Origin of the sequence: Kitasatospora sp. NPDC057198, assembly GCF_042670125.1 — a bacterium.
GTDB lineage: Bacteria > Actinomycetota > Actinomycetes > Streptomycetales > Streptomycetaceae > Kitasatospora.
The window spans coordinates 1-18,685 of sequence record NZ_JBHUWH010000121.1 but is presented as its reverse complement, the minus strand read 5'-3'; the positions used below and the strand labels follow the sequence as shown (position 1 = coordinate 18,685).

Sequence of the window (18,685 nt, the reverse complement as noted above, 5' to 3'; positions counted from 1 at the left end):
TTCCACAGCACCCGCCCGAGTGCGGCGGGTGTCAGCAGCACATGAGACGTGGGGAAGTGGACGCAACCGTGACGTTCGAGAGCAGTGGGCGGTCCTCAGCCGGCGGGGTCCTGGTCGACCTGCTGCCCGCCTTCCGCTGGGGTGATCCGCGTCGGCTGGCGGAACTCCTGGCAGATCCGCGGTTGCCGGCCCGCTGGTGGACCGACACCCCGTTGGCGGACGCCGTCGCCACGGCCACGCCCGACACGGTCGCGCGACTGAGCACCCATGCCCTGCGCGTGCTCTGGCCCCATCTGACGCTCCGGTCGGCGATGCCGCACCTGCCTTTCTGCCCGGAGGGGCAGGAACGCGATCTGAACACGACGGTGGAGGAGGCCATCGCGGAAGTACCGACCGCTGGGGACGACGAACGGCTCGCCGTACTGGTGCACGCCCAGTTGCGCCCCTTCCTTGTCGGCGGCCGCAACCTCGCCGCGCCCGATGGTGAGGTGCGGCCCGGAACCCCCGGCACCGGGCTTGCCGCACTGGTCGAACAGCTGCTCCGCGCGCTCCCCCAGGACACGCCGTCCGATCTCCAACAGGCCGTGCGGGCCCTCCTCGACTGGACCAGCACCCCGCCGGTCACGCCCGAACCCGCGCAGGACGGAGCTGCGGAAGCCGAGCCGGTCCGGACCGATCTCGACACCGTGCCCGCCTCCGAGCCGCCGGTGGCCGAGAACACCGCTGTCCTCCCGGAGTCGACTGCGCCCGGGGCCGAGCCGGAACTGCTGAAGAACCCGCTGCAGGCCCTCGCGGCACTGGTCGATTCGTGGAACGAACGCGAGCGTGCCATCGCCGGAGCCCGGATGTTCTCCTCCACGCGGGTCCCCCTGGACGTGCTGGGCGAGCGGTTCGACGTGACCAAGGAACGGATCCGGCAGGTCCAGCTCACCGCGGAACGCACCTTGCGCAGCTGGCTCGACAGTGCTGCCGGCGCGCCGATGGCCGACCACCTGCGGGCCGTCACCCGGCTGCTCGGGCCGGTCTCCTCCGTCCGCCGGCTGGAGGATGTCCACCACCGGCACCCGGATGCCGTGCCCGGTCTGGACGTGCCGCTGTGGCAGGTCATCGCCTGCGTCCTGCCTGAACACCGTTGGCAGGGCCGCTGGCTGGTCCCCGCCGACGGGCTGGACGCCTGCCAGGGACGGACCCGTAGCGCACTGGCCGAGCGCCTGGCCGGAGGGCCCCTGCGGTGGGCCGAGGTACCGGAGGTGCTGGCGGAGGTCGGAGTGGACGGGTCGGACGCCGAAGCCTGGTTGGAGGACCTGGGCGGTTTCCGGATCGTCGAGGACCACCTGCTGCTGTGGGGGCGCAATGTGAACGAGCGCGCCGAAGCGATCCTCGCGCTGGCCGGCGAGCCCCTGTCCAGTGACGAGCTGAACCTGCGGCTCGCCGACGGGACCAGCCCGTCCAGCCTCCGCAACCAGCTCCAGTCCGACCCGCGCTTCCTGCGCACCGACCGCGACCGCTACGGACTCCGCCGCTGGGGCGGTACCGAGTACCTGGGCATCCGCGAGATGATCGTGCGTGAGTTGGAAGCAGCCGGCGGGGAAGCCCGGTCCGAGGACATCGTGGCAGCGCTGTGCGGCCGGTTCGACGTCTCCGAGAAGTCGATCCAGGTGTACCTGAGCGGCGTTGCCTTCGAGCGCCACCGACGCGGCTGGGTCCGCCTCGCCGCCACCGAGTCCGCCTCTGACGACTACCAGCCGCAACGGGACATCTCCCGGACCCGCCGCTGCTTCTGGACCGACAAGACCTGGGTCTACCGCATCGACATCACCCGGGAGCACACTCGCGGCTCCGGATTCCCCGTGCCGGCCGGGTTCGCCGCTCACCTCGGCCTCTCCCCCGGTGGCAAGGTCGAACTCACCCACCAGGCGGGCACCGTCACGGTTTCCTGGGCCAACCAGCCGCTGTTCGGGTCACTGCGGCCCCTGCTCCTCCAGCTGGAGGCGGTCGAGGGCGACCACGTCTTCCTCGCCGTCCGCGACGGCCTGCTCAAGGCGCTGCGCATCGCCCGGGAACCCGAGTCCGCGCTCCAGCCCGCGGAGCGGGCCCTGCGCCTGATGGGCCTGTCGGGTCAGGCTCCTCTGCCGTCCGACCTCGGTCAGCGGATCGGCTTGAAGGGCGCCGTCACCATGGAACAGGTCCTCGCGCACCTGCAGATCCGTGGCGACAAGGACATCCTCGGTCTCCTCACGTCCGAAACCGACACCGCTGCCGGGGCCGAGGGCTCCACCGTGGCCGGGACCGAACCCGACGGAACACCGCAGCAGGAGGCGGAGGTCCGCACCGACCCGGCTTGGGCGCAGGAGATCATCCCGCTGCTCGACCCCCGCACCGAAACGGCCCATCTGGAACTCGCCCGCGCACTGGCCTCCCACGGCAAGGCCGCACCGGTCTTCGGGTACGAGCTCGAAGAAGGCGGCTGGCCGGCCGACTTCGCCTGGATCGGCCCCGACATCAAGGTGGCCGTACTCGCCGATCAGCACGACGTCACCACCCATGAGGAGGCCGAACGCCGGGAGGCCGCCTACCGCGACGCGGGATGGACGGCGCACAGCGCCGGCGTCTGGCTGGAACGCCTGGACGAGCTCACCGCCGCGCTTCCCGACGCCGCGCCCCAGACCTGACCCCCGCGCTCCGGAGAAACAGCACACGATGACCGTTCAGCTCAACCTCTACCTGAAGGCCGAACAGGAGCTGTACAAGCTCGACAGCTCGGTCAAAGCGAAGTTCTACGACTTCACCCACCGCTTCCGCGAGAACCCTCGCGGCAACGGGCTCCAGCTCAAGCAGCTCAAGGGCGACTCACGCGTCTACTCCGCGCGCGTCGACGACTCCTACCGGGCGCTGCTGGTACGCGCCGGCACCGCACCGGACGGGGACGAGAGCTGGCTGGTCATCGCGGTCCGCCACCGCCGCGACGTCTACGAGCAGACCAGCGTCGCGATCAACCGGGTCTCCGGCGAGATCGAGTTCATCGACCTGTCCGTGGTCGGTGCCGACGCCCTGCGCCGAGCGGGGATCGCGCTCACCCCGGCGGAGCCGGACGGGGAACGGGCCCTCTCCCCGCTGCCCTTCACCGCGCCCGTGGCCGAGGCACGCCCCCTGCTCGCCGGATACTCTCCCCAGTTGCTGCGCGAACTCGGCGTCGCCGAACCGCTGATCACCGTCGCGCTGACCCTCACGCTGGCGGAAGAACTCGACCGGCTGCTCGCGGACGCGCCCCTGCTCTCCAAGGACGTCCTGTACGGCCTGGCGGCCGGCTACAGCCCGGACGAGGTTCGCGCGGAGATCACCTCGCCAGCCGCGGTCGGCGCCGAGATCGACCCGGAGGACTTCGACGCGGCCCTGTCCCGCACCACGGTCACCACGGTCGACGATGCCCTGCGCACCATCCTGGAGGACGGTGACTTCCATGCCTGGAAGGTCTTCCTGCACCCCTCCCAAGCCCGGCTGGTCGATCGCGACTTCAGCGGCCCGGCCCGGGTGTCCGGCGGCCCCGGTACCGGCAAGACGATCGTCGCTCTGCACCGCATCAACCACCTCGTCCGCCGTCTCCCCGCCGGCCACGACAAGCCGATCCTGCTGACCACTCTCACCAAGAACCTCGCCGCCGACCTGGCCGAGCGTCTGTCCGAACTCATCGACGACCCGGCCCTGTTCAACCGTGTCGAGATCGCCCACATCGACCAGCTCGCCCACAAGGTGGTCAGCGAGAACACCCTCGCCGGGCGCTCTAAGCGCCTCGTCGAGGACCGCGCCGCAGCCGCCGAACTGCGCGAAGTACTCGCCGAACTGGATCTCGGTTCCCGGTGGGAACCGGAGTTCCTCATCGAGGAGTGGGAGCAGGTCCTCCTCGCCCACTCCGTCGGCACCCGCGCCGCCTACTTCCAGGCCCGCCGGCTGGGCCGCGGGCGCGCACTCACCCGGCCCGAACGCGCGGAGGTCTGGAAGATCCTCGACGAGTTCACCACCCGTCTGAACCGCCGGGGCATCGAGACCTGGGGACAGGCCGCCGAACGGGCCGCGCGCTTCGAGCGGGAACGGGCCGACCGGATCGAGGCCCGCCTCGCCTACCAGGCACAGGTCGACGGCCGCGAGCTGATCCACCGGGACGCGGAGGCGACCCCGGCCCACCTCAAGCACCGCTACCGGCACATCGTCGTGGACGAGGCCCAGGACCTGCGCGCCGCCCATTGGAAGATGCTGCGCGCCATGGTGGCCTCCGGTCCCAACGACCTGTTCCTGGCCGGCGACGCCCACCAGCGCATCTCCGACAACCAAGTGACCCTCAGCACCCTGGGCGTCAACATCCGCGGCCGCTCCTCCCGCCTCTCACTGAGCTACCGCACCACCCGGCAGATCCTCGCCCATGCCAGGACCGTGGTCGCCGACGAGACCTACGACGACCTGGACGAGGGCAGGGACACCCTCACCGGTTACCGGTCCGTACTCAGCGGCCCGGTCCCGGAACTCCACGGCTACCCCACGTGGGAGGACGAACTCGATGGTGTGGCGGCCCTGCTGCGCGGATGGCGGAACGAACTCGCCGTCGACGAGAACGGCAACCGCCGTAACACCCGCGGCCTGATCGCGGTCGCGGTCCCCGACCGCGACATGGTCAGCCAGATGATGTACCACCTCGCCACCCGCGCCGACCTCACCTACGCCGAGCTGACCGCCGACGGCCCGCGCGGCGACGGCGACATCCACGTGGGCACCATGCACCGGTTCAAGGGGCTCGAGTACCAGCGCGTCCTGATCGCGGGCGCCACCAGGGACCTGCTGCCTCGCGCCGAACAGGTCGACCACCTGAGCGAACGGGACCCTGCACGCTACCGTCGGGAACTGCGCAAGGCCCGCTCGATGCTCTTCGTCGCCAGCACCCGTGCCCGCGACGCACTCGCCGTCACCTGGCACGGGGAACCCAGCCGCTTCCTGACCCGATGACCCGCTGTCCGGCGGACGGAGGAACAGCGGAAAGCAGAGGCACAGCGCTCAGGCCGGGGGCCGCGACGGGCCGGACGGGCAGCGTGCGGACCAGAATCCTCCTGCTCACGGACCGGCCGCCCGCGGCCGGTCCGGTCCCCTCCTGCCCGCCCCCGGCCCGAGAGGCGCACGGCAGACCCGCCTGACGATCCTGCTCGCCCGCGTGGGTGCGGTTCGCCGCACACCTACCGGTCGCCACCTCGCCGCCTCGCTACATCGCTACCTCGCTACCGGTGATCCAGCGGGCGTTCGACGCCTTCCCCGTCGAGCCCCAGTGGGTCACCGACGCGCTCACCCTGCCCACTGCGGCACTGCCCGGCCGCCTCGCCGCCCCACCCGGGGCGGCCCCGGCCGCGTCGAAACCAGTGGTCCGGGCGCCCGCCCGCCACTAGCCTGGCGCTCCCGGAGCCGGAGGGGGCGCAGGTACGGTGAAGCGCAGGACACCGCAGGAGAAGAAGCGGCTGAGCTACCTCAGGGACGGGCGCAACGACTACGGCGAGAACGACAAGAGTTCGCGCAAGAACATCCGGCGCAACAAGCGGTTCCCCAACAGCGCCAACCGGCGCCGCGCCCAGACCGCGCTGGCGGCGCTCCTGGGGCCGCCGGACGGCGTCCGGGCCGGCGCCGTCGAGGAGCGCCTGGGCGGGCGGCGGCCGAAGCGCTGGCGCAAGGCCCCCGACGCGCCACTGGGCGCCGTCGTCGACGGAGCCCTCCGGGACCGCGCGCAGGCGGACCCCGCCGGGGCCGGCCGCGCCGCCGCCCGCCTGCGCCGCGTCCGCGGCCGGTTCGACTGGGCGTCCCCGGCCGACAACCCGCTCCTGCCGCCCCACGCGGTGCGCCGGCTCCGTTCGTCGCGCGCCGGGGACTCCCCGGACGGCGGGGCCGCGGAAGCCGACGGGTCGGGCCGCCCGTGACGCGTCGGAGGGCGGTCCGCCGCGCCGTCGACTCCGCTCCGGGCAACGGTGGTCCGCCGTGCGATGCACCGGTCGGCCGTGGGGGGCCGGGGACGCGGTGATCGGGAAGTGCCTGGCGGCGGTGGCGGACCCCGGCGTCGGACCGGAACCGCGCAGCCAGGACCGGGGGCACCTGTGGCACCCGGAGAAGTGGGGCAGGGAGATCGCCCGTACCGGGACCCGGCCGACGCCGTCTGCTCCTTCACCGCGACCAGCCGCGCGCGGGCCTGGCCCTGGACGGCGGCGGGAGCCTGGACGAGGCGAAGAGCCGCACGGTGGATGCGGGAACGGTGGGTGCGGGAGTGGCCGCAGCTGACCAGACTGCCGTGGCAGGAGCCACCCGTGGCGGTCCGCTTCCGGCGGGCTATCGACCCCGGTTGCCGGTGCGCCGTGCTGGTGACCGGGCCCGACCCGTCCGTCGGTCAGTGCGGGGCCCTGGTGGGGTGCGGCCAGTCGGGGACGTCGCGGACGTGGACGCGGTCGTCGCACCAGGCGCACTCCCATTCGCCGAGATCGATGTCGTAGGCGAGGCGGCCGCAGTGGACGGGGATGGGCTGGCTGCCGAGGTGGGTGGTGTGCCAGTCGGTGCGCCGCGGGGCGGCGGTGGTGTGGTTGGTCATGGGAGGCAGCGTGGCAGGGGGCACTGACGGTCAGTCAGTGCTAAGGCGCTGCCGGGGCGACCCGCACCGGGCCGGGCCGGGTTCGGCCCGGCCCGGTGGCGGGTTCAGGCGGAGGTGCGCTCGTCCGCGTCCCGGCGCGGCGTGAACGGCGCGTCGCGGCCGGTGCCCGCGGGGGTGGAGCGCTTGGAGTCGCCGCCCTCCTCGTGGTACTCCTCCTCGACGTTGACCTCCCACACGTCGTGGGTGGAGCCGGTGCGGATGTTCTCCGCGGTCAGCAGCGCGGTCATCATCGAGTGGTCCTGGTTGTTGTACCGGTGCATGCCGTTGCGCCCGATCGGGTGCACGTTCGGCACGGCCTCGGCCAGCCAGGCCCGGATGACGTCCAGGGACGCCTGGTAGCGGTCGTCGTAGATCGGGTACGCCTTGTGGATGCGCACCGCGTAGCCGACCTCGACACTGCCCGGCTTGGTCAGGCCCAGCTGCTCCAGTTCGGCGGTGCCGAGCTTGACCAGCTCCTCGTCGGTCATGTTCCAGAGCTCGTCACCCTCGTTGACGAAGTACTCCAGGCCGAGGCAGGTGCGGCCTTCCTTGACCAGGTACGGCGACCAGGAGCCGAAGTTCTGGATGCGGCCGACCTTGACGCCCGGGCTGTGGATGTAGATCCAGTTGTCCGGGAAGCCGTCCTTCTCCGGGACGACCAGGGCGACGGTGAGGAAGTCGCGGTAGCGCAGGTTGTTCGCGGCCTCGATCACCTCGGCCGGCGCGGCCGGCTCCATGATCCGGACCAGGTGCGAGATCGGGGTGGAGGACACCACGTGCTCGGCCGGGACCTGCGAGACCTCGCCGTCGGGGCCGGTCACGGCGACGGAGACCGCGCCCTTGCCCTGCTCCCAGTAGACCTTCTCGACGCGGGTCTTCATCTCGACCGTGCCGCCCTGGGCGCGGACCTTGTCGGTCGCGGTCTCCCACATCATGCCCGGACCGTACTTCGGGTACTGGAACTCCTCGATGAGGGACGTGATGTCCTTCTGGTTCCGGCTCGGCAGCACCGCGTTCTTGATCGCGGCCATCAGCGACAGGTTCTTGATCCGCTGCGCGGCCCAGTCGGCCTGGAGCTCGGTGGTCTTCATGCCCCACACCTTCTCGGTGTAGGTCTTGAAGAAGATCGAGAACAGCCGGCGGCCGAAGCGGGCGGTGACCCAGCCCTCGAAGTGCGACTGGTCCTTCGGCGGGCGCACCCGGGCCCAGAAGTACGAGCCGATGCAGCGCACGGCCTCGAACACGCCGAGGCCCTTGAGCGCGTTGCCCGCCTTCAGCGGGTAGTCGAAGAGCTGGCCGCGGTAGAAGATCCGGCTCATCCGCGGGCGCAGCAGGAAGTCCTCGTCGGGGAGGATCTCGTGCCAGAGGGCCTCCACGGCGGCGACCTTGGTGAAGAAGCGGTGGCCGCCGATGTCGAAGCGCCAGCCGTCGCGCTCCGCGGTCTGGGATATGCCGCCGACGACGTCGTCGGCTTCGAAGACCTGGGCCGGGAAGCCGTGCTTCGTGAGGTCGTACGCAGCGGTCAGACCGGCGGGGCCGGCTCCGATGACCACCGTCGCCGGCTTGGGCTCGTCCGGGTTGCTGCTGGATTCCATGTCTGACCAGATCCTCGGTTCGTGGTCCTCACGGGAGGACCGTCTGTGGGTGGGTGACGATGTGATGTACGGGGGTTCGGGAAGCAGTCGGGGTTCAGGGGGACGGTACGGGGCCCGCGCCGGGGCGGGTGCCGGCCTCGACGCCGTGGAGGCCGTCGCGGTGTGCCGCGGGGCCGTCGTCCGTGGCCGGCCCGTCGCCGCCCGTGGGGGCGGGGGTCCGGCCGGTCAAGGCCAGCAGCCAGTAGGCCAGGACGCACACCGCGGTGACGATCCCGGCGGTGGTCCAGGCGAACTGGCTGGACGGAGGTCCGGACCAGAACGCCTTCGCCAGCAGGACGTTGCTGAAGATCCCCAGGCCGCCGAGCACCAGCCAGCGGGCGCCGATCCGTTCGGCGCGCATCGCCAGCAGCAGGAACAGCGTGGGGTAGATCGGGAGCAGGTAGCGGGCGCCGACCTGGAAGTAGCCGGCCGCCTGGAACATGATGACCGGCAGGAACAGGGCTGCGGTGCCGGTCCACATCACGGTCCGCATCCAGCGGTCGGCCGCCTTGCCCTGCGAGGTGACCAGGAACAGCAGCATCAGCGGGGTGCTGAAGAAGATGCTGGTGCCCATGCCGTCGCCCCGCAGGTCCATCACCGGGTGGGCGTCGTTGACGCCGGTGAAGTGGAAGTCGGGGAAGCGCAGGAAGTCGATGACGAAGTTCGGCCAGACGTAGTGCCAGTTCATCAGGCCGTACGGGAAGACGCGCACGTCGTTGGCCGTGTGGATGTCGTAGCCGGTGCTGGTGACGCTGCCGAAGTACAGCTTGTTGCGGGCCAGCAGGATCGCGCCGCAGATCGCGAGCGGAACGACGGTGGCCGCGATCTCGCGCAGCGAGGGCCACCTGGCGGGGCGGAAGTTCCACCGCCCGGCGGTGCGGCGGCCCACGCCCAGGTCGCGGAGGTACACCAGGGCCGGGACGATGCCGACGGCCACCTCGGTGGTGCGGGTCAGCGCGGTCAGGCCGACGCCCAGCCAGGCCAGCCACCAGCGGCGGCAGACCGTGCTGTGCAGCACCAGGAGGATCGCGGTGGTGCTCATCAGCTGTCCGGTGAACCAGACCTTCCCGCCCAGCGACAGCCAGAGCGAGATCGTGCCGAAGCCGAAGACCGCGGCCAGGACGAGGTTCTCCAGCGTGCTGCGCCGGGTGATCCGGCGGTGCCGCAGCACCTCCAGGGTGCGGAACACCAGCACCACGTTGAGCGCCGCCACTCCCCAGGTGAACCAGATGTCGCTGAAGCCGTCGCCCATCAGCCACACGAAGGGCAGCATGAGCAGGGACGGGAGCGGCGGGTACATCAGGTAGTAGTGGCCGTTCACGGTGATCTTGTCGTCGACCACCTGCGGGCCCGGACTCGGGCCCAGGTCGAAGTGGCCGTCCAGCCAGGACTGCACCTGCCACACGTAGTGCGGCGATCCGGAGAGTTTGCCCGAGTCGATCTCGAAAATGCCTGCCAGCATGGCGAGCAGCGCCAGCGCGACGGCGAAAACAGCGAGGTCAACCAGCCGACGCCGGAGACGAGTCATGGCGATAACTCCATGGTGGACGTAAGAGGAGTCGCACGCCGATACGCACCCAGGCGGCGAGGCAGTCCGTTTCCCCAGGACGGAGAGCACGGCCATGCTAGGGCACGTTCGAGCCAATCCCGTACCGGACCCCGGCCGTCCGGACCTCCCGGGGAGGCCGGCGGCGCGGCAGGATCGGACCTTCCGGTCATTTCACCTGGTCTGCGTCCGATTTGTTCACCGAGCATCCATGTGCGGCCCATCAGGCGGGAAAGAAACCCGGTCAACTTCCGATCAAAGTCCGACCACAAACGTCTCGGGTTGTTATCCGACCGCAACCTCCGCCGCGTTCCCGCCCCCACCTGCGGGGCCCGCTCCGAAGGGCCCGTTCTACTCCGGTCGGTGGGAGTTGCGGTGACACATTTCACCATTCGCCCTGTTCTGCCGGGAGGGGTCGGAAGTCTAGGTTCCTGCGACCGGGGGAAGTACTTCCCCCCGTCACGGAACACGTCCGGCACCACCTCCTCCGACGAGAGAGAACGAGCGATGTCTGGATACGACTCCTCTCCCCGCCCGCCCCAACGGGTCGGCGTGGTCGCCGAGTCCGCACCCGGGGAGACCCGGGTGGCGGCGACCCCGGCCACCGTGCGCGGCCTGCTGGCCCTCGGCTACGACGTGGTCGTCGAGCCGGGGGCCGGCGCGGCCTCCGGCTTCGACGACGCGGCGTACGCGGCGGCGGGCGCCGCCACCGGGGACGCCTGGGCGGCGGACGTGGTGCTGAAGGTGAACGCGCCCTCGGACGCCGAGCTGGACCGGCTGCGCGCGGGCGCCACCCTGGTGGGCCTGCTGGCGCCCGCCCAGCACCCGGAGCTGCTGGCCGCGCTGGCGGAGCGCGGGGTGACGGCGCTGTCGCTGGACGCGGTGCCGCGGATCTCCCGGGCGCAGTCGATGGACGTGCTCAGCTCGATGGCCAACATCGCCGGGTACCGGGCGGTGATCGAGGCGGCGCACGCCTTCGGCCGGTTCTTCACCGGGCAGGTCACCGCGGCGGGCAAGGTGCCGCCGGCGAAGGTGCTGGTGGCGGGCGCGGGCGTGGCCGGGCTGGCCGCGATCGGCGCCGCCTCCAGCCTGGGCGCGATCGTCCGGGCCACCGACCCGCGGCCCGAGGTCGCCGACCAGGTCAAGTCGCTGGGCGGCGAGTACCTGGCGGTGCGGGCGGAGCAGGAGGCGAGCACCGACGGGTACGCGAAGGCCACCTCGGCGGACTACGACCGGGCCGCCGCCGCGCTCTACCGGGCCCAGGCCGCGGACGTGGACATCGTGATCACCACCGCGCTGATCCCCGGCCGCCCCGCGCCGAAGCTGCTCACCGCCGAGGACGTGGCGGCGATGAAGCCGGGCAGCGTGGTCGTCGACATGGCGGCCGCCCAGGGCGGCAACGTCGCCGGGACGGTGCCGGGCCGCACCGTGGTCACCGACCACGGGGTGACCCTGATCGGCTACACCGACCTGGCCTCCCGGCTGCCCGCGCAGGCGTCACAGCTGTTCGGCACCAACCTGGTGAACCTGCTGAAGCTGCTCACCCCCGGCAAGGACGGGCAGCTGGCGATCGACTTCGAGGACGCGGTGCAGCGCGCCGTGACGGTCGTCCGGGACGGCGCGACCACCTGGCCGCCCCCGCCGGTCGCCGTCTCGGCCGCGCCCGCGGCCGCGCCCGCCGCTCCCCCGGCCGCGCCGCCGGCGCCGGACAGGCGGCTCGCCCCCGCCGTCCGGTTCGGCCTGATCGGCGCCGGGATGCTCGCGCTGTTCCTGCTGGTGGCCTTCGCCCCGCCCCAACTGGCCGAGAACTTCACGGTGTTCGCACTGGCCGTGGTGATCGGCTACTACGTGATCGGCAAGGTCCACCACGCCCTGCACACGCCGCTGATGTCGGTCACCAACGCGATCTCCGGCATCGTCGTGGTCGGCGCCCTGCTGCAGATCGGGCACGAGAGCACCCTGGTCACCGTGCTGTCCTCCGTGGCGATCCTGCTGACCAGCGTGAACGTCTTCGGCGGCTTCGCCGTCACCCGCCGCATGCTGAGCATGTTCTCGAAAGGCTGAGCCGAGATGACGTCCCTCACCGCCGCGCACGCCGCGGACCTGGTCGCCGCCCTGCTGTTCATCCTCAGCCTGGCCGGCCTCTCCCAGCACCGCACCTCCCGGGCCGGCGTCGTCTACGGCATCGCCGGCATGGCCCTCGCGCTGACCGCCACGGTCGTGGTCGCCTCCCGCACGATCAGCGCGGGCGCCGTCGCGCTGATCCTGCTCGCGATGGCGCTCGGCGCCGCGGCCGGCCTGTGGCGGGCCCGCCGGGTCGAGATGACGCAGATGCCGGAGCTGATCGCCGTCCTGCACAGCTTCGTCGGCCTGGCCGCCGTCCTGGTCGGCTGGAACAGCTACCTGGAGGTGGAACGGCACGGCGACGCCCAGCGCGCCGTCACCGCCGACCTGCTGACCATCCACCACGCCGAGGTGTTCATCGGCATCTTCATCGGCGCCGTCACCTTCACCGGCTCGGTCGTCGCCTACCTCAAGCTCTCCGCCAAGATCGCCTCCCGCCCGCTGGTGTTGCCCGGCAAGAACGCGCTCAACCTGGGCGCGCTCGGCGCCTTCGCCGTGCTCACCGCCTGGTTCACCGCCTCGCCCTCGCTCGGCCTGATGGTCGCCGTCACCGCGCTGGCCCTGCTGCTCGGCTGGCACCTGGTCGCCTCGATCGGCGGCGGCGACATGCCGGTGGTGGTCTCCATGCTCAACAGCTACTCGGGCTGGGCGGCGGCCGCCGCGGGCTTCCTGCTCGACAACAACCTGCTGATCGTCACCGGCGCGCTGGTCGGCTCCTCCGGCGCCTACCTCTCGTACATCATGTGCAAGGCGATGAACCGGTCCTTCCTGTCCGTCATCGCGGGCGGCTTCGGCATCGAGGCCCCGGCGAGCGGCGACGCCGAGCAGGGCGAGCACCACGAGATCAGCGCCCGGGAGACCGCCGAACTCCTGGCCGCCGCCAAGTCCGTGATCATCACCCCCGGCTACGGCATGGCCGTCGCCCAGGCCCAGCACCCCGTCGCCGACCTCACCCGCCGGCTGCGCGAACGCGGCGTGGAGGTCCGCTTCGGCGTCCACCCGGTGGCCGGGCGCCTGCCCGGCCACATGAACGTGCTGCTCGCCGAGGCGAAGGTCCCCTACGACGTCGTCCTCGAGATGGACGAGATCAACGACGACTTCGCGCACACCTCCGTCGTCCTGGTCATCGGCGCCAACGACACCGTCAACCCGGCCGCCCTGGACGACCCCGCCAGCCCGATCGCCGGCATGCCGGTCCTCAAGGTCTGGGAGGCCGAGCACGTCGTCGTCTTCAAGCGCTCGATGGCCTCCGGCTACGCGGGCGTGCAGAACCCGCTGTTCTTCCGCGACAACACCGGCATGCTCTTCGGCGACGCCAAGCAGAGCGTCGAACAGATCCTGCAGTCCCTCGACACCCTCGACCCGGCCCTCACCTGACGCCCCCTCACCTGACACCCCTCGCCTGACGTCCTCCCGGACGCCCGGACGCCCGGACGCCCGGACCGCGGTGACCCGTGGGTCACCCGATCCGGGCGGCGAGGTCGCGCACCAGGGCCTCCCGGTGCTCGGCCAGGTAGAAGTGGCCGCCCGGGAACACCCGCAGGTCGAACGGGCCGGTCCCGGCGTCCGCCCAGGCCGCCATGTCGGCCGGGGTGACTCCGGCGTCCCGGTCGCCCACGTAGCCGGACACCGGGCAGCCCAGCCGCCGCACCGGCCGGGCCGGGTAGCTGCCGACGATCCGGAAGTCGGCCCGGATCGCGGGCATCAGCAGCTCGAAGAGGTCCGGGTCGTCGAGCAGCCGCGTCTCGGTGCCGCCCAGCGCGTGCAGTTCGGCCACGATCTCCTGGTCGGTGCCCAGGTGCGCGGGGTTCCGGGTGATCCGGTGCGGCGCCTTGCGGGAGGAGACGTGCAGGCCGGCCGGGCGGACGCCGTGCTCCCGCTCCAGCCGCAGCGCCACCTCGTAGCCGAGCGTGGCGCCCATGCTGTGGCCGAACAGGTGCACCGGCAGGTCCAGGAAGGGCAGCAGCGCCGCGGTGACCGCGTCGGCGAGCTCCTCCATGCTGGTGAGGCACTCCTCGTCGAGCCGCTCCTGTCGGCCGGGGTAGCAGGCCGCCAGCAGCTCCACCCCGGCACCGAGGTGCTCCGCCCAGCCGTGGAAGGCGCCGGCGGCGCCGCCCGCGTGCGGCAGGCAGACCAGCCGCCGGGTGGCCGGACCGCCCGACGCCGGTTGGCGCCGGAACCACCTGCTGCCGATGGTGCTCCTGGTCATCTCTCCCTCTCCCGCCTGTCCGTCCCCCGCCCCCGCGCGGCCGCCGACCGCCGGACGCGTCACGGCGCAGAGCGTACCGGCGCCCCGAACGGCCGGCAGCCGACGGCCGGTAGCCGGCGGCCGACAGCCGGCGCCCCGTCCCGTGCGGACGGCAGCGCCCCGCCGATCCGGGACGGTGACCGGGCTCGACGTCCGTCTCGGCGCGGGAGGACCGCGGCGCGGGCCGGTCAGCGTTCCACCGACCGCCGGCCCGCCCAGGCGCACAGGAAGTGCAGCGCCTGCTCGGCGGGGCTGCCCGGCGGGGCCGTCCACACCACCAGCGACCGGTCCTGCTGGGCGTTGAACGTCAGTGCCTGCCAGTCGAGTTCGAAGCGGCCCACCAGCGGGTGGAGGTACGCCTTGCGTCCCCGGTCGGCGCCCTTGACGGCGTGGCCCGCCCACAGCCGGCGGAAGTCGGCGTCCCGTTCGGCGAGTTCGGCCACCAGCCGGTGCAACTCCCCGTCCCCCGGCCGCTCGGCGAGTTGCAGGCGCAGCCGGGCGACGGCGTCCTCGGCGGCGGCCGGCCAGTCGGCGTAGCGGTTCCGGAACTCCGGTTCGAGGAACAGCAGCCGCACCATGGTCCTTTCCCGGGGCGGGAGTTCGGCGAAGTCGAGGAAGAGCGCGGTGGCCGCGGCGTTCCAGCCGAGGATCGTGTTGCGCGGCCCGAGCGCCAGCGCGGGGGCGGTGCCCAGTCCGTCCAGCAGCGCCCGGGTGGCGGGGTCGAGGGCCGGTCCCGGTCCGGCCGGGCCGGGGGCCGGACGGGCGGGCCAGGGCATGCAGGTAGGCGAGTTCGTCCCGGTTCAGCCGCAGGGCCCGGCCGACGGCCGCCAGTACGGCCTCCGACACGCCGGTGCTGCGTCCCTGTTCGAGCCGGGTGTAGTGGTCCACGCCGACGTCCGCGAGCTGGGCGACCTCCTCGCGGCGCAGCCCCGGGACGCGCCGGAACCGGCCGCTGTCGGGCAGTCCCACCTCGGCCGGGGTGAGGGCGGCCCGCTTCCTCCGCAGGAACTCCCCGAGCGGGCCGCCACGCGGGCGCCCGCCGCCGCGCCCGCCCGTACGCCCGCCCGCGTGTCCGCCCGTACGCCCATCCGTACGCCCGCCCGCGTGTCCGCGCCCGTCGCCGCTGTCCCCGTGTCCGTCCATGGTGGTGATTGTCGCGGACGGCGGGAGTACGGTTCCTGGGTGTGGCCGACCCTGGAACCGCCACGGGCCCGGGAGGAGGGTGAAGACGTCCAACCTTCCTCGATCTCCCGGGAGTTCCCGTGTCCGAAACCACGCTCACCACGCTGACCCTGCGGGACGCCGTCCGCCGCGCCGAGGCGGGCCTCGCCGCCGCGTCCGGTCTCGGCCTGGCGGTGAACCTGGCCGTCGTCGACGCCGGCGGCCACCTGCTGCACTTCGTCCGGATGGACGGCGCCCTGCTCGGCTCGATCGACATCGCGCTGCGCAAGGCACGCACCGCCGCGCTGTTCCGGGCGCCCAGCGGCATGCTCGGCGGCCTCTCCGCTCCGGGCGGGCCCTGCTACGGCATCGAGTGGACCAACGGCGGCCTGGTCTCGATCGGCGGCGGCCTCCCGGTCACCGACCCGGCCGGCCGGTTCCTCGGCGCGGTCGGCGTCTCCGGCGGCACCGCCGAGCAGGACGTCCTGATCGCGCGGGCCTGCACGGCGAACTGACCCCCACCGTCCCCGTGTTCCGCCCCACCGGGAGAAACCGTGAAACTCGCGCCCCACCTGCACCGCCTCGGGAACGACCTCGTGGCGTGCTACCTCATCGACACCCCCGAGGGCGTCACGCTCATCGACGCCGGTCTGCCCGGCCACTGGCGGGACCTCCGGTCGGAGCTCCGCTCCCTCGGCAAGTCCGTCGAGGACGTCCGCGGCCTCGTGCTGACCCACGGCGACTCCGACCACATCGGTTTCGCCGAGCGCCTGCGCGTCGCGCACGGCGTACCGGTGTTCGTCCACGCCGCCGACGCCGACCGCGCGCGGACGGGCGCGAAGCCCGAGGTCGCGCTGGGCCCGTGGCGGCCGGGCCCCGCGCTCGGCTTCCTCGGCCTCTCCCTCCGGAAGAACGCCCTGCGCACGCGTCACCTCGGCGCCGTCACCGAGGTCGCCGACGGTGACGTGCTGGACCTGCCCGGCAGCCCGGTGATCGTGGGAATGCCCGGACACTCCCCGGGCAGCGTGGCGGTGCACGTCCCGCTCGCCGACGCGCTCGCCGTCGGGGACGCGCTGACCACCCGGCACGTCCTCACCGGGCGCACCGGCCCGCAGCCCGCGCCCTTCACCGACGACCCGGCCCTGGCGCTCGCGTCCCTGGACCGGATCGCCGACCTGTCGGCGTCCTGGGTGCTCCCCGGCCACGGCGCCCCCTGGCGCACCTCCCCGGCCCGCGTGGGCGAGGCCGTCCGGGCCGCGTCGGGGGGAGGCGGCACCGGCTGAGCGCGACGAGCCCGACCTCGAAGCCGTCGCTGTTCTCCGGGCAGGCCGCGTCGTGCTGTTCGCCGCCGGCGCGGGGGTGCAGGTCGGGGAACATCGGGCGCCAACCGTGCCGGGCCGCCTCGGCGGCCCGGCTCCTCGACCGTGGAGGCGTTTTCGACATGGAACGCGAGGTGGTTCAGCCCCGGACGGCAACGCTCGTGCCGGTCGGCGGTGAGGGCCGGGGACTGTTCGAGGACGAGGTCGGGCACCCGGAGCTCTACGTGGTGCAGCGCGCCGTGTGCTGGGCGGGCCGTCCGGAGCCCGCCCCGGGACGTTCGACGCCGGCGCGCTCACCGGCGCGCTCGTCGGACCAGATGGCCCCTTCGTGGCGGCCCAGGCAGAAGGGGTGCCCGGCCGGGTCGGTACGGACCCGCCGGCTCCGGCGGGGCCGGGCAGTCACCATGAAACCGGGCAGCTCGATCACGTGATCGTCCTGTCGGTTGACGACCCGTCCGTGCCCCCGGCTTTCCGCTCGGCGCGGGCACGCAGCAGGTGGTCGATGGTGGAGAAGTGGCCCCAGCCGGGGCTGTTGGGGTTCTTGAGACCGGCGCGGATCTCCCCCAGGGCCGCCAGGCCGCGTTCGTCGCCGCACAGGGCGAGGCCGGCGGCGGCTTCGAGGCGGGCGTAGAAGTGCGGGTCCGTCAGGTGCGCGGCGAAGGCGGCGCGCACCTCCGGGGTGTCGGCCTTGGACTTGAGGAGCTTGCTGAGTGCGTTCTCCCTGGTCACGGGCACGGGATCATCGGTCAGGCGGACGAGGGCGGCGAGGGCTGCCTCGCGCTCGGGGACGCTGGTGCGGAGCGCCTGGCAGACGCAGGCCCGGACTCGGGGGTCGGCGTGCCGGGCATGGGGCAGGACCGCAGCGACGGTGTCGCCCGAGGTGTTGTGGAAGGAGAAGGCGGCGATGACGATGGCGAGCGTGCACGGGTCCTGCTCGCTGTCCAGCAGCGGGCGCAGGAAGCTCTCCGCCTCGCGTTCGAAGGGGAGTTCCGCGTCGTCGTCGCCGTCGTCGGGGCGGACGTCGAACCCGATCGCCAGGTACTTGATCGTGTCGAGCCCGAAGCGCCTGCGGTCGGGGTCGGACGCGTCCCCGGCGGCGGCGAGGGCCCAGTCGAAGGTCTCCCGGTCGATCCGGTCACCGAGGGCGACGGCCGAGGCGAACCAGTCGTCGTGGTCCGGGTCGGCGTGCACCAGGGCACGGGCGGCCAGTTCGTCCGGCGGGTGGCGGACACCGAGCGCGGTCTCCAGTTCGGTGATGATCGCCCGGTGCGCGGGCGGCGGTCCGTCCCCCGCCGACGCGCCGGCGGCGAGTGCCTCCCGCGCGGCGCGCAGTGCGCGCCGGTGCGGGCTGTCACTGCTCAGCCGGTCCTGCCGGCCGTCCGCCAGGAGGGCTTGCAGCACCCAGTACCAGCCGTTCTCGGCCGCCCAGACCACGGGATCGATGCCGCCCGCCCAGGGCCGGGCGGTGTTCGCGCCCCGGGCGACCAACCCGTGGACGACCCGGTCGCGTCCGGCCCGCGCGGCGGCGGCCAGCAGGGTCACCACGTCCTCGCCGACCTGTTCGCCGACGGTGGTGTCGTAGAGGAGTTCGAGCACCGCGTCGTCGTCCCCGCGTTCGACGGCGGCCAGCAGCAAGGGCAGGTCCACCCGCCGATTGTGCCCGCGCCCGGGGATCGGGGGCGAACGGATTTCGGCGACCGGCGCCGCCCCGCGCGGGTAGAGTCCGCCCGGAACGCGCGAAACCCGCGGACGGCTGCGAACGACCGCGGACGGCCACCGGACCGGAGGAGCACGGATGCCGAGGACGACCCCGCCCCGTCCGGTCGACATCGCGTCCCTGTTCCCGGAGTTGGCGCCGCTGGCCCGGCGGGCCGTCCGGCTGCACCCCCGTGCGGGGGCGCCGTCCGTCCGGGAGAGTTCGGTCGGCGGGCCGCTGCTGTGGCCGGCCGGTGAGGAGTGGCCGAGCTGCGCGGGGCCGCACGAGCACGGGGGGCGGCCGCTGTCGCG

Annotated in this window: 14 protein-coding genes and 2 pseudogenes; 9 read left to right on the top strand and 7 right to left on the bottom strand. The window is 72.8% G+C overall.

The window, feature by feature from the left end:
- Positions 1-68 precede the first annotated feature (68 nt).
- The 4 genes from ACFUEL_RS16335 to ACFUEL_RS16320 all read left to right on the top strand — a co-directional run bounded on the left by ACFUEL_RS16335 (position 69) and on the right by ACFUEL_RS16320 (position 5,948).
- A complete protein-coding gene (locus ACFUEL_RS16335) occupies positions 69-2,672 on the top strand; it encodes a hypothetical protein (protein WP_380236911.1) in 2,604 nt (867 codons plus the stop codon).
- 28 nt (positions 2,673-2,700) lie between these two features.
- Positions 2,701-4,995: a UvrD-helicase domain-containing protein gene (locus ACFUEL_RS16330; protein WP_380236910.1), complete on the top strand. Its 2,295-nt coding sequence runs from the start codon at positions 2,701-2,703 to the stop codon at positions 4,993-4,995.
- 272 nt (positions 4,996-5,267) lie between these two features.
- Positions 5,268-5,426 carry a hypothetical protein gene (locus tag ACFUEL_RS16325; protein WP_380236909.1) on the top strand — a complete coding sequence of 53 codons (159 nt, stop codon included), beginning with the start codon at positions 5,268-5,270 and terminating at the stop codon, positions 5,424-5,426.
- Between the two features lie 36 nt (positions 5,427-5,462).
- Entirely contained in the window at positions 5,463-5,948 is a 486-nt protein-coding gene (locus tag ACFUEL_RS16320; protein WP_380236908.1) for a hypothetical protein, read from the top strand.
- Between the two features lie 461 nt (positions 5,949-6,409).
- Here the strand turns inward: ACFUEL_RS16320 and ACFUEL_RS16315 are convergent, their stop codons facing one another.
- The 3 genes from ACFUEL_RS16315 to ACFUEL_RS16305 all read right to left on the bottom strand — a co-directional run bounded on the left by ACFUEL_RS16315 (position 6,410) and on the right by ACFUEL_RS16305 (position 9,808).
- Positions 6,410-6,607, bottom strand: coding sequence for a hypothetical protein (locus tag ACFUEL_RS16315; protein WP_380236907.1), 198 nt, complete (start codon positions 6,605-6,607; stop codon positions 6,410-6,412).
- Positions 6,608-6,711: 104 nt separating this feature from the next.
- On the bottom strand, positions 6,712-8,241 hold the full coding sequence (locus tag ACFUEL_RS16310; RefSeq protein ID WP_380236906.1) for an NAD(P)/FAD-dependent oxidoreductase: 1,530 nt from the start codon (positions 8,239-8,241) through the stop codon (positions 6,712-6,714).
- Positions 8,242-8,335: 94 nt separating this feature from the next.
- Positions 8,336-9,808: a hypothetical protein gene (locus ACFUEL_RS16305; protein ID WP_380236905.1), complete on the bottom strand. Its 1,473-nt coding sequence runs from the start codon at positions 9,806-9,808 to the stop codon at positions 8,336-8,338.
- A gap of 525 nt (positions 9,809-10,333) precedes the next feature.
- Between ACFUEL_RS16305 and ACFUEL_RS16300 the strand changes: the two genes are divergently transcribed.
- Both ACFUEL_RS16300 and pntB read left to right on the top strand, forming a co-directional pair.
- Positions 10,334-11,890 (top strand): Re/Si-specific NAD(P)(+) transhydrogenase subunit alpha, encoded by a 1,557-nt coding sequence (locus tag ACFUEL_RS16300; protein WP_380236904.1) that lies wholly within the window; start codon positions 10,334-10,336, stop codon positions 11,888-11,890.
- Between the two features lie 6 nt (positions 11,891-11,896).
- Positions 11,897-13,327: a Re/Si-specific NAD(P)(+) transhydrogenase subunit beta gene (gene pntB / locus ACFUEL_RS16295; protein ID WP_380236902.1), complete on the top strand. Its 1,431-nt coding sequence runs from the start codon at positions 11,897-11,899 to the stop codon at positions 13,325-13,327.
- A gap of 82 nt (positions 13,328-13,409) precedes the next feature.
- Here pntB and ACFUEL_RS16290 read toward each other — a convergent pair whose 3' ends face one another.
- The 3 genes and pseudogenes from ACFUEL_RS16290 to ACFUEL_RS16280 all read right to left on the bottom strand — a co-directional run.
- Positions 13,410-14,159 carry a thioesterase II family protein gene (locus ACFUEL_RS16290; RefSeq protein ID WP_380236912.1) on the bottom strand — a complete coding sequence of 250 codons (750 nt, stop codon included), beginning with the start codon at positions 14,157-14,159 and terminating at the stop codon, positions 13,410-13,412.
- A gap of 227 nt (positions 14,160-14,386) precedes the next feature.
- Positions 14,387-14,974 (bottom strand): hypothetical protein, encoded by a 588-nt coding sequence (locus tag ACFUEL_RS16285; protein WP_380236901.1) that lies wholly within the window; start codon positions 14,972-14,974, stop codon positions 14,387-14,389.
- Between the two features lie 61 nt (positions 14,975-15,035).
- Positions 15,036-15,341 (bottom strand): annotated as a pseudogene (locus ACFUEL_RS16280) (helix-turn-helix domain-containing protein); the annotation flags it as partial.
- Positions 15,342-15,460: 119 nt separating this feature from the next.
- Here ACFUEL_RS16280 and ACFUEL_RS16275 point away from each other — a divergent pair.
- Both ACFUEL_RS16275 and ACFUEL_RS16270 read left to right on the top strand, forming a co-directional pair.
- Positions 15,461-15,874: a heme-binding protein gene (locus ACFUEL_RS16275; RefSeq protein ID WP_380236900.1), complete on the top strand. Its 414-nt coding sequence runs from the start codon at positions 15,461-15,463 to the stop codon at positions 15,872-15,874.
- 39 nt (positions 15,875-15,913) lie between these two features.
- Positions 15,914-16,642, top strand: coding sequence for an MBL fold metallo-hydrolase (locus ACFUEL_RS16270; protein ID WP_380236899.1), 729 nt, complete (start codon positions 15,914-15,916; stop codon positions 16,640-16,642).
- Positions 16,643-17,101: 459 nt separating this feature from the next.
- Here the strand turns inward: ACFUEL_RS16270 and ACFUEL_RS16265 are convergent, their stop codons facing one another.
- The gene (locus tag ACFUEL_RS16265; RefSeq protein ID WP_380236898.1) at positions 17,102-18,325 is read right to left on the bottom strand and encodes a hypothetical protein; all 1,224 of its coding nucleotides are present in this window, start codon (positions 18,323-18,325) and stop codon (positions 17,102-17,104) included.
- A 148-nt stretch (positions 18,326-18,473) separates the two neighbouring features.
- Between ACFUEL_RS16265 and ACFUEL_RS16260 the strand changes: the two are divergent.
- Positions 18,474-18,685, top strand: a pseudogene (locus ACFUEL_RS16260) (hypothetical protein); the annotation flags it as partial.